The sequence below is a fragment of the Methylotuvimicrobium sp. genome (assembly GCF_050611805.1).
Lineage (GTDB): Bacteria > Pseudomonadota > Gammaproteobacteria > Methylococcales > Methylomonadaceae > Methylotuvimicrobium.
Genome location: NZ_JBNGHF010000049.1, coordinates 1 through 11,525, shown reverse-complemented (window position 1 = coordinate 11,525; position 11,525 = coordinate 1). Strand labels below are relative to the sequence as shown.

The window sequence follows — 11,525 nt, the reverse complement described above, 5'->3', positions numbered from 1 at the left end:
ATCATGCAGTCACATCAAGACCCAAGCCACACCGGTCCCATTGCATGGATGGCAGGTCATTCGGTCGCGGCCAATCTCGCAATGGTCGTGTGCATCATCGGAGGACTGCTGTTTTTAAACAATATCCTCCAAGAAGTATTCCCCGACTTTGAAATCGACAGCGTCAGTATCAGTGTCGCTTATCCCGGCGCCAGCCCGGAAGAGGTCGAACGAGGCATTGTCCTCGCCATCGAAGACGCGGTGGGCGGCTTGGACGGCATCAAACAAATCACTTCATCGGCAAAAGAAAACGCCGGCACGATTACCGTCGAAGCACTCCGCGGTACCGACATGCAAAAGTTTACACAAGACATTCAAAAAGAAGTCGACCGCATTACGACTTTTCCAATCGATGCCGAAAAACCGCAAATAACCTTGATCGCCAGCAAGCGCCGAGTAATCTCAGTTGCGTTATATGGAGACGCGGAAGATACCGTTTTACACGAATTGGCCGAACAACTCCGCGATCAACTCCTGCAAGACCCGGGCATCACCCAAATCGATCTCGAAGGGGTCAAACCGCTCGAAATCGCGGTCGAAATTCCGCAGGATATGCTGAGGCGCTACCGTTTGTCGTTAGGCGACATCGCTCAACGAATCGCTTCGGCCAGCATCGACCTTCCCGCTGGCAGCGTCAAAACCGACAGCGGCGAAATTTTGATTCGCATCAAAGAACGCCGCGATTACGGGCGCCAATTTAGTCAACTGCCTATTATTACCACCGCAGACGGTAGCCAGATTAAACTCGGCGACATCGCACGAATAACAGATGGTTTCGATGAAAGCGATTATTACGCGACCTTCAACGACAAGCCGGCCGTGATGCTGCAAGTCTATAGCGTCGGAGAGCAAACGCCGATACAAGTGTCTGAAACGGTCCGTAACCATCTCGATAAAATTGCTCCCGAACTACCCGAAGGCATCTTCACCGACGTCCGACGCGATGCCTCGGAAGACTACGCACAAAGGATAGACCTCTTGTTGCGAAACAGCGCCATGGGTTTGTCGCTGGTATTTATCTTGCTGGCGTTGTTTCTTGAGTTACGCCTGGCATTTTGGGTCATGATGGGTATTCCTATTGCGTTTCTCGGGTCGTTTTTGTTCCTACCCAGTATCGGCGTAACGCTGAACATGATTTCATTATTCGCATTTATCATCGCGATCGGCATCGTTGTCGACGATGCGATCATCATCGGCGAAAATATTTATCACCATCGACAAGAAGGCCTGTCTCCGCTGCAGGCGGCCATTCAAGGCGCCCGTGAAATGGCGATGCCGGTTACATTCAGCATCCTGACTAACATCGCAACCTTCATGCCGCTGTTGTTCATTCCCGGATTTACCGGCAAAATCTTTTTTATGATTCCGTTAGTCGTGATCACGGTTTTCTTGCTGTCTCTCGCCGAGAGCTTATTCATTTTGCCGAATCATCTCGGACACCTAAAACCATTGAAAAGCCAAGGTATTCAGGCCAAAATTCATCATTATCAACAACGTTTCAGCGATGGCTTTCGGCGCTGGACACTGCATCGATATGGCCCATTTCTCGAAAGCGTACTCGAGCATCGCTATCTGACCGTCACATTGGCATTCTCATTATTGATTGCGGCATTGGCCTATGCCGCTAGCGGACGTATGGGCATGACCTTATTTCCGAAGGTCGAATCCGATTATGCACAAGTCACTTTAACGATGCCGTTTGGAACGCCGTTCGAAAAAACCGAGGCCATCGCCCGACACTTGTCGGAAGCGGCGCGTCGCGTTGTATCAAACGTTCCGAACGGCGACCTATTATTGAAAGGGCAATTTACCGAATTCGGCACAATCGACAGACAACAGACGCTCGGCAGCCACTTGGCTACCGTACGCACCTATCTGGCGCCTCCTGAAGTTCGCGACGACATTCTTAGTACCGAACAGTTTACCCGGCGCTGGCGCATCGAGGCCGGCGAGATTGCCGGCATCGAAGCGATTTTATTCGAATCGGACGCCGGCGGTCCCAGCCGGGGCCCGGCAATCACCGTCGAACTTAATCACCGTGACATACAAGTCCTGGAAAAAGCAAGCAAACGCCTTGCGCAAATGCTTAGCGCCTACCCTATCGTTAATGACGTCGACAGCGGCTTGACCAGCGGCAAGGAACAATTGGATTTTACGCTGTTACCCGAAGGGAGAAGCTTGGGCCTAACGGCACAAGATGTTGCGCGGCAAGTCAGAAATGCGTTTTTCGGCGCCGAAGTGCTTCGTCAGCAACGCGGTCGCAATGAAATCAAAATCATGGTCAGGCTGCCCGAAAACGAGCGCATGTCGCTAAAAAACGTCGAAAACCTAATGCTGCGTACGCCGGCAGGAATCGAAATTCCTCTTACCGAAGCCGTGCAAATCGAACGCGGCCGCGCCTACACCGAAATCAACCGCCGTAACGGCCGACGCAATATCCAAGTCAAATCGGGGGTCACGCCACGCAGCCGCGCGGGAGAAATCATTAACGACCTCAAAGCCACCGAACTGCCGCGCCTGCAAGAAGAATTCCCGGGATTGCAATATAGCTTTCAAGGGAGTCAAGCCGAAATGGCCGATAATCTCAGCAGTCTCAAAATCAGTTTTGTCTTTGCACTGCTGGCGATCTACGCAATGTTAGCGATTCCATTCCGCAGCTACATTCTGCCGCTGATCGTCATCGTCAGCATTCCGTTCGGCATCATCGGGGCTATATTAGGGCATTTGTTGATGGGTTACGACCTGAGTATCCTTAGCATGCTGGGTATCGTCGCCCTATCCGGCATCGTCGTCAACGATTCGCTGGTATTGATCAATTATGCGAACGAACATCGCATCGGCAGTGCCAAAACACCGTTACAAGTCATCAAAGCCGCCGGAATTCAGCGCTTCAGGCCAATACTGCTAACCACGCTAACCACTTTTTTCGGCTTAATGCCAATGATTTTGGAAACATCTAGACAAGCGCGAATGTTGATCCCGATGGCGATTTCAATCGGTTTCGGCATTTTGTTTGCGACCTTGATTACACTCGTACTGATTCCGTCGTTATATCTGGTTGCCGAAGACGTTAGGGTCTTGGTTCACAAGTTGAAAATTGCATTTTCAGCCAAGGATTAGGATTTCGCAAAAAATAACTTCTTGGAGCTATGAGTTTTGTAGCGCATCTAAGGCAGTGTTAAGGGAAACAACAATGTTACCAAGCTCGGCTTATGCAACTAATAACACAGGACAACCGAGCCGATCGGCAAACAACGACGCTGCACTTTGTGAAGACTCAGGGTCGGATCTATCGGCGCGTAGCACGACGATACTGCAACCGCGTTCTAAGACATATTGCATGATCGAGTCGTAACTTCGACTTGATTGAATAAAGAAATGAGAAGCGAGATTGCTACCCGCAAGCAAAACTTTAGCTTGTTGCTCCATTTCGGCAATGCCGTTATCGGATTGCCTCTGTAAAATAATGTTGAGCCCCGATTTTTGCGATATGGCAATATCGATAGCCAATTTAAGTGCTCGTTCCGATCCTTCCGCACCATCATAAATTACCCAAACCGGAGGACTAAACTTTTTAACGGAAATCTTTTTAATCGCCAACGACCGATTACCGCGCGGTCTATCCAAAAGCAATAAATCCATGGTAGCGGCTGCCGCCATCGCCTCGGCCAGATAATGACCGCGAACGACTGTCAATGATATCGTCAACTCAGATTGTTTCGCCAACTCCTCGAGCTGTTGACGAATTCGCTGGATCCGGCGGGCCGATGCCGAACCGACTCGGTCGGCATCGAACTTGAGCTCCGCACTGGTCACTCTATCCACTTCGGTCGCAAAAGGAAGACCCGCCAAATGAAACAAATTAATGTCTTCGATAAACAAAGCTGTTAGTTGTGCCCCTTGCGACCTCGCCAGGCTTGCCGCCAACTCCAACAAGGCAGAGTCTTGCAGAGCATCGACAGCAATCAACATTTTTTTTGGGGTAACGTTAAGGTCAATCATGGCCGTTGCTTTTCGACAAAAAGGCCTGACTGATTTCGGTAAACCGAGCTAATTGCGCATCGACCTTACCGTTCACCGTATCCTTCGGAAACACGCCATTTTCATCAGGATCGCCCGCTACCATTCCGGTCAATAACTCCAAGGCTTCATCGACATTTTTCACCGCATAGATATGAAACTGCCCGGATTGAGCGGCATGCACGACATCCCAGCGCAGCATCAAATGCTTGATATTTGCAGAAGGTATGATCACGCCTTGAGTGCCGGTCAATCCCTGCTTTCTACAGATATCGAAAAAGCCTTCAACTTTTTCATTGACGCCCCCTATCGCCTGCACACGTCCTAACTGATTGACCGAACCGGTCATCGCCAAATCCTGACGTAACGGGATTTGGGTCAGCGATGATAGAATCGCGCACAATTCGGCAAGCGAGGCGCTATCGCCGTCGACACCTCCATAGGACTGCTCGAACACCAACGTCGCCGACATCGAAAACGGCTTGCTTCGGGCGTATCGGGAGGTGATGAAACCGGCCAAAATCAACACGCCTTTCGAGTGAATCGCGCCGCCCAATTCGGTTTCCCGTTCGATATCGATCAATTTGCCGTTACCGAGGCGCGTCGTCGCGGTAATCCGGGAGGGCTGACCGAAACTGAATTCGCCGATCTGCAACACCGACAAGCCATTGATCTGACCTGACACGCTGCCTTGCGTATCGATCAACACCGTACCGCGCTGAATATGCTCGTAGAGTCTTTCCCTAATCCGATCCAAACGATAGACCTTCTGATCGATCGCCTGCTGTACATCACTGGCATTAATGCAATCGTGTCCGTTTTGTCCGGCCCAATAATCAGCCTCTATCAGTAAATCTTTGATGCTGCGCAAATGCGTCGAGAGCTTTTCGGCATCGCCGGTCATCCTAGCGCTATGCTCGATCACTCGCGCGACGGCATCCCGGCTCAAGGACTGCAATTTTTCCTGCCTTGCAATCGTTGCCAAAACTTTTGCGTATTCGATCGCCGAGTCTTCTCGGCCCACTGTATCGTCGAAATCGGCAGCGACTTTAAATAAGTCCTGAAACTCGGGATCGTAATAATTCAACAAATAATAAATCAGCCGATCGCCCAACAGAATCAATTTCAATTCGAGCGGAATCGGCTCCGGTTCAAGCGCCGATGTGCTAATTAGACTAAGGCTTCGCTCCAGCGATTCGATGCGAATTTCGCCGGATTGCAGTGTCCGCTTCAAGCTTTCCCAGGCATAAGGCTGCATCAATAATTTGCGCGCATCGAGTATCAAATAGCCACCGTTCGCTTTGTGCAATGCGCCCGGCTTGATCATCGTGAAATCGGTAACCAACGAGCCCATGACGGCTTCATGATCGCAGCGCCCCATCAAATTAGCGTAATTCGGATGATCTTCATAGACGACCGGCGCGGTTTTGTTATCGCTCAAGTCGACCATTAAATTCACTTGATAACGCTTGAAAGGATCGGATTGCTGCTGCATCTCCAAAAACGGCAACGCCGATTCGCGGTGTGGAATGAAGTCGCGTACATGGCCGATAATATCACGTTCGATCTCGTCAAGATAATCGAGAACGGTTTGTTGATCGCCGTAAGTCTCCTTGAGTTCATGGATCGAATGGCCGACTGCAAATTCGGCCACTTCGCGGTTCAGATCTTTGATTTTACGCTTCGTTTCCTTACGCCAGGCAGGAAACTTCTTGAGCAGTTTTTGCAGACGTTGCTGTAATTCAATGATCGATTGCTGAATTCGCTGCTGCTCTTCCTTGGAGAGTTGATTGAAGCGTTCGGCATCGATCACTACATCTTTTTCATCGACCGGCGCGAACGCATAGCCGGTCGGGGTTTCGGTTAGGATGATATGGGCGTTCGCGGCTTCTTCACGCAATCGGTTAATTTCTCGAAACTCGCGATGCCGCGACTCCTCCTCGATTTCCTCGACTCGCGAGCGGTATTCGTCGCCTTCGAACGACGCCGGTAAGGCGATTCTCAGTTCATCGATCAATTGCTCCATATCTTTTTGGAACAATTTGCCTTTTCCTGCGGGCAAGGACAAAAGCCGAGGCTTGGCCGGTTGATCGAAGTTGAACACATAACACCAATCCGAAGGAATTTTTTTATGTGCGGCTTCCTGCTCGACCAACTGCATAACGGTCGTCATCTTGCCGGTTCCCGAGGGTGCCAATGCAAAAATGTTATAACCGGCTTTATCGACTCGAATCCCGAACCGAATCGACGCAATAGCCCGCTCCTGCCCGACGATGATTTCGACATCCTTGAGTTCGTCGGTGGTTTGAAAGTTTAAGTCGCCAACGCTACAAGGTTTATAAAGTAATGCTGTCTCCAGAGGTACAATTTTCATTTTATCCCTGCCTTTTTATATAACCAACAGCATTAGAACATATACTTATCGAAGCCACAATTGAGAGCTATCAGATGTCGCTCCGGTCTAATGGCTTACTAAAATAATATCCCTGAAAACCATCGCAACCGCATCTGTACAAATGCTCTAGCTGCTCCCGCGTTTCAACGCCTTCGGCAATCAAATCAAGCTTCAAATGTTTCGACATGCCGATAATTGTCTCGACGATCACCGCATCGTTATCGTTGATTCCCAAGTTAACTACAAAAGTCTTATCGATTTTCAATTGATCGATCGGCAATCGGGTCAAGTAAGATAACGAAGAATAGCCGGTACCGAAGTCGTCGATTGAAAAGCGTAAACCTAATTCTTTTAGCGCATGCATCTTTTCGATAATGCCCTTGACATTCTGAACGATCAATCCTTCGGTAATTTCTAAAATAATATGCCGGGGATCGACTCCCGTCGATCTGACGATATCGTTAACCAAATCGATAAAGCCAGAAGCGCTAAATTGTTTTGGACTGATATTGACTGAAATATGAGGAACTTCCTTCCCTGCCCTGCGCCAAGCCACCCATTGCTCGCATGCCTTGGTCAGTACTTGACTACCGATTTCGACAATTAAACCGGTCTCTTCGGCTAGTGGAATAAAATCCTGCGGCGAAATGACGCCTTGCTCGGGATGCTGCCATCTAACCAATGCTTCGTAACCAAGTAATTTTTTATGATAATTAAATTGAGGCTGATAAACTAATCCCAGGTGATCGTGAACCAATGCATTTCTAAGCTCCTTCTCCAGTTGCAGTCTTTGATTGACTTTATCTTGCATATCGGGATGAAAGAAACAATAGGTGTTCTTTCCGCTGTTTTTCGCGGCATACATTGCCGTATCGGCTTGTTTCAACAAATGATCGAAGGTATCCCCGTTATTCGGAAACAAGGTAATGCCGATACTCACCGAAACACGCAGCTCATGCCCCTCCAGTAAATAAGGCATTAATAATAGATCGAGAATTTTCTCGGCGACAACTTTAAGTTGGTTTGATGCAATTGTTTTATCATAAGAAAGATTGGACAAGACGATAACAAATTCGTCGCCGCCCAAACGGGAAATCATATCCTCATCTCTAAGATCCCTTCTAAGGCGATCGGCAACTTGCCTAAGCAACAAATCCCCGACTTTATGTCCCAAAGAATCATTGATGGTTTTGAAATTATCCAAATCCAAAAAAAACAATGCACCGTAAATCTTGAAACGGATCGTGGTAGCCAACTCTTGCTTTATTCTCTCCTCGAGCAAACTGCGGTTGGCGAGTCCGGTTAGCGAGTCGTAATGCGCCAAGGTCCACAGATCGGCCTGTGATTTCTTGATTTGAGAAATATCGCTGAAGACTGATATATAGTGAGCTGGCTTGCCTTCTTCGCCGATCACATTGATCGTTTGCCAGGCAGGAAAGACATCTCCGGATTTCTTTTTGTTCCAAATTTCGCCCTGCCAACGCTTATTGGTCGTAATACTTCGCCACATTCGGCGGTAAAAATGGATATCTTGTTTACCTGAAGAAAGAATCTTGGGGGTTTTACCCAGAACATCCTGTTCGGTATAACCGGTAATATTTGTGAATGCGGGGTTTACATAAAGAATACGCGTCGATTCGTCTGCAATCATCATCGCGTCGGAAGTCGCTTCGAACAAGGTTTTGTAGATTTCCAGCTTAATTTCAATCGACTCGGCATCCACGCTCGATAGGCTTTTGTTGTCTCCTGAGCGTCTATTCGCCGGAAATCGATGTTCTTGTTTTTGCATGCAGCCCTCTTAAACTACCAGCAATTCGCAGGCGCTTAAATCCAACAAAAAACGGATCTATACACTGAAAACATCGACACACCCTTAGCGAGTACATCAAAACTTTCAGAACAAACAACCATTAAAAAGGAAATCTACACAATGCTGTAATCCGACTGTCTAACGCCTCTGAAAAGCGTTACTTGGCGGCACGGGGGCTGGGGGCCGCATCAGGGGTAACTATTCAGTCCCCCGGAAATTATCGTTCCCACGCTCTGCGTGGGAACGCCTGAGTACCGCTCCAGCGGTACGAGAGACGCTAGAGCGTCTCGGTTTCCATTCCCACGCCGGAGCGTGGGAATGATAGGGGGGTGTGAATAATTACCATCAGGGTGACAATAGTAAATGAATTTGCCCGTTAGTAAAACAGATTTGTTCCCTATCTCACAAGTATATTTATTTTAAAAGCATTAATTGATTCAAATAACTGAGCGACACACTTGGTTATAATTTGAACATTGTTTTGTTTAAAAGTCGGTTCGCAGCCGTATTGAATACCTGGAAAACCTATGACCGATTTTAATTATTTTGCCGCGTCAGGATTCTATTTTCCGAGCATCTCGCTGAGCAATTTTTTCGAAGCCGGGCACTTAACGATGCTGATCGCGGCCTTATCTATCTGGGGCGTTGTACGTTATCACCGAAAATACCGCAATCTTCTCGTTGAGCATCATGACCAACAGCAAAAACTTAAACATCTACAGCTTGCAACAAACAGTGTATTTTACGAATGGAATCTCAAAACCGGAAAAATCGAAGGTTGCGAAGATTTCGCCAAACTATTCGGCTTTTCCGAACTCGAAAATGCTGTAAACCATGACCTTTTTCTGACAAAGCTTCATCCTGACGATCAAAACCGCATAAAACGTGTTTTCGAAGACGCCTTAATCCATCTTGATACATTTTCCGTTCAATATCGCTTACAAACTCCGAAACACGAAGTCATTCCTATTTGTCAATACGGCAAGATCACCAGGGGCCCGAGCGGTAAGCCGTTAAAAATACACAACGCAATTCAAAAAGGCGATAAGTTTGCCGATAAAGCGTCGAGCGAAGATAAGCAACTACACAAAATTGTTACAACATCGGGATTAATCGGGGTTATAACAATTTCTCCGGAAAGCCGGATTTTATCGGCTAACGAATATATCTATCGCCTCTCAGGCCATGATCAAACTACGTTAAAGAACGCCCCGTTGAGAACTTTACTTAGTTTTCCGAATTTGAACGAGCACTTTTTTTTCGCCCCAAACATCGAACATAGCCGTATCATTAAGGGTCAATTGATCCACAAAAACGGCAGAATCAGCAGCGTTAAACTGTCCGTCAACTCCGTTAGCAACGATTCCGATTCGATCGATTATTTTGTCATATTACTAGCCGATATTTGCGAGCATATTGAGGAAGATCGTAGGCTACTGGAGCGAGAACAACGGCATAAAAACACCCTAATCCGAGAAGTGCATCACCGAATCAAGAACAACTTACAAGGCATTTTCGGCTTATTGCAAAACAACGCATTGGAACACCCCGAAGCCAAGGCGATTCTCGAACAAAGCATGCTGCAGATTAACTCACTGGCAATTACTTACGGCTTACAAAGTAAAACAGAAAATGGGGAAATTTATCTATGCGACATTGTCCATTCCTCGACAGAATTTTGTCAGCGTTTATTTTTCAGCACCAATGAAACCATCGAACTGCAAATTCCCATCGACCATCCGATACGCGTCGATCGGGACAATGCCGTTTCGTTATCGTTAATCGTTAACGAACTATTACTCAATGCCATTAAACACAGCCACGGGGAAAACAAAAAACTCTCGGTTTCTCTGGATTTTGATAAGCATCATGCGATCTTTACCGTCAAGAACGAACCGGCTTCGCTACCCCAAGGTTTCGATTTCGAACAATCGATAAAAATCGGCACCGGACTTTCGCTAGTTAAAACATTGATGCCGGAACAATCGCAATTGTGTATTTACCAGACGAACCACTCAGTCAGCGCACAATTAACGATGATGCCGCCATTAATTTTTCATAAAAGCCAAAGCAATCCGTTTTATAGCTTAAGCAGCAGATAAGCCTATGATTACAAAATGCCGGTCCAATTCTTTACTTCCAGATGCTTTTCAATTAGATTACCAAATTAAATACAAACCCCAGCCCCCGCTTTGTATTCTCTTTATCGAATTATTGGTGCATCATAATCGAGCCAATTATGTTCGTCTAAAAGTAGTTAAACTTCAAACTTTTATATTCAGATTCGGACCTACCTTTTTTTCAACTTCGCTACGCCGCCAAGACCCTAGCCTGATTCCGCTATTGCGCGGATATGACTTTAAAATAATGTAGGAATAAGTTCGCTATATTAAATGCATGATTCACCGTAATTATTCACCCCCCCTATCGAATTTAGTTTCTAGGTTCACGTCTTCCTTATTGAACAAAAAACGAATCACTAACAAGCATATTTTGGAAACTATTTTTAGCGATTACCTAAGCGTTTACGACCGCACGGGCCTAAATTTAACTATTAATGAATAAAACAATACTTCTTGCCGACGACGACCGACTCATTCTTGGAACCATGAGCCGTGGACTACGGCTATCCGGTTATAATGTCTTAGAAGCCGCATCGGGCGATACGGCTATTAAACTTGCTCAAGACCAAAAGCCGGACATTGCGGTTTTAGATATCCGCATGCCGGAAATGACCGGTATTGACGTTGCTAAACATCTTGTACAAGTGCTTGACGTTCCAGTCATATTCTTGTCCGCCTATTCCGACGAAGACACAGTAAAAGCAGCCATCGCCTCCGGATGCATGAACTATTTGGTCAAACCCTGCAGTCTCGAACAATTGATTTTGACCATTGAAGCGGTACTCGAAAGAAACAAGGAAATCATCAATCTAAAATACGAAAATAAGCAACTCGACAAAGCGCTATCCCAAAGCAGAAGCGTCTGCATAGCGATTGGCCTGATAATGAAGAATCAACTCCTCACCGAAGAAGCCGCATTTGATTATTTACGCAAAAACGCCAGAGACCAGCGACGAAAAATAACCGAATTGGCCGAGGAAGTCATCCAAACCTTCGCCAGTCAAGACAATCTTAGCCAGACCCACTTATAATGTAACCATTCAGTACCCGGCAATTATCGCTCCCACGCTCTGAGTAGGAACACCTGAGTACCGCTCCAGCGGTACGAGACGCTAGAGCGTCTCGGTCTTCATTCCCA

6 protein-coding genes are annotated in these 11,525 nt (G+C 47.1%); 3 read left to right on the top strand and 3 right to left on the bottom strand.

Features of this window, described 5'->3' with window-relative positions:
- The first annotated feature begins 3 nt into the window (after positions 1–3).
- Complete coding sequence (locus ACRJJO_RS18010; protein ID WP_431067013.1) at positions 4–3,159, top strand: efflux RND transporter permease subunit; 3,156 nt, start codon at positions 4–6, stop codon at positions 3,157–3,159.
- A gap of 90 nt (positions 3,160–3,249) precedes the next feature.
- Here ACRJJO_RS18010 and ACRJJO_RS18005 read toward each other — a convergent pair whose 3' ends face one another.
- From ACRJJO_RS18005 to ACRJJO_RS17995, 3 genes are all read right to left on the bottom strand, one after another.
- Positions 3,250–4,041 (bottom strand): hypothetical protein, encoded by a 792-nt coding sequence (locus ACRJJO_RS18005; protein ID WP_431067012.1) that lies wholly within the window; start codon positions 4,039–4,041, stop codon positions 3,250–3,252.
- Complete coding sequence (locus ACRJJO_RS18000; RefSeq protein WP_431067011.1) at positions 4,034–6,433, bottom strand: Lon protease family protein; 2,400 nt, start codon at positions 6,431–6,433, stop codon at positions 4,034–4,036. Before ACRJJO_RS18000 ends, ACRJJO_RS18005 begins: the two co-directional genes overlap by 8 nt.
- Positions 6,434–6,503: 70 nt before the next feature.
- Positions 6,504–8,243 (bottom strand): putative bifunctional diguanylate cyclase/phosphodiesterase, encoded by a 1,740-nt coding sequence (locus ACRJJO_RS17995; protein ID WP_431067010.1) that lies wholly within the window; start codon positions 8,241–8,243, stop codon positions 6,504–6,506.
- Between the two features lie 548 nt (positions 8,244–8,791).
- On the opposite strand from ACRJJO_RS17995, the gene ACRJJO_RS17990 reads away from it, so the two are divergent.
- Together ACRJJO_RS17990 and ACRJJO_RS17985 are read left to right on the top strand one after the other, a co-directional pair.
- Complete coding sequence (locus tag ACRJJO_RS17990) at positions 8,792–10,366, top strand: histidine kinase dimerization/phosphoacceptor domain -containing protein (protein WP_431067009.1); 1,575 nt, start codon at positions 8,792–8,794, stop codon at positions 10,364–10,366.
- Positions 10,367–10,821: 455 nt separating this feature from the next.
- Entirely contained in the window at positions 10,822–11,418 is a 597-nt protein-coding gene (locus ACRJJO_RS17985) for an ANTAR domain-containing response regulator (RefSeq protein ID WP_431067008.1), read from the top strand.
- Positions 11,419–11,525: the final 107 nt, after the last annotated feature.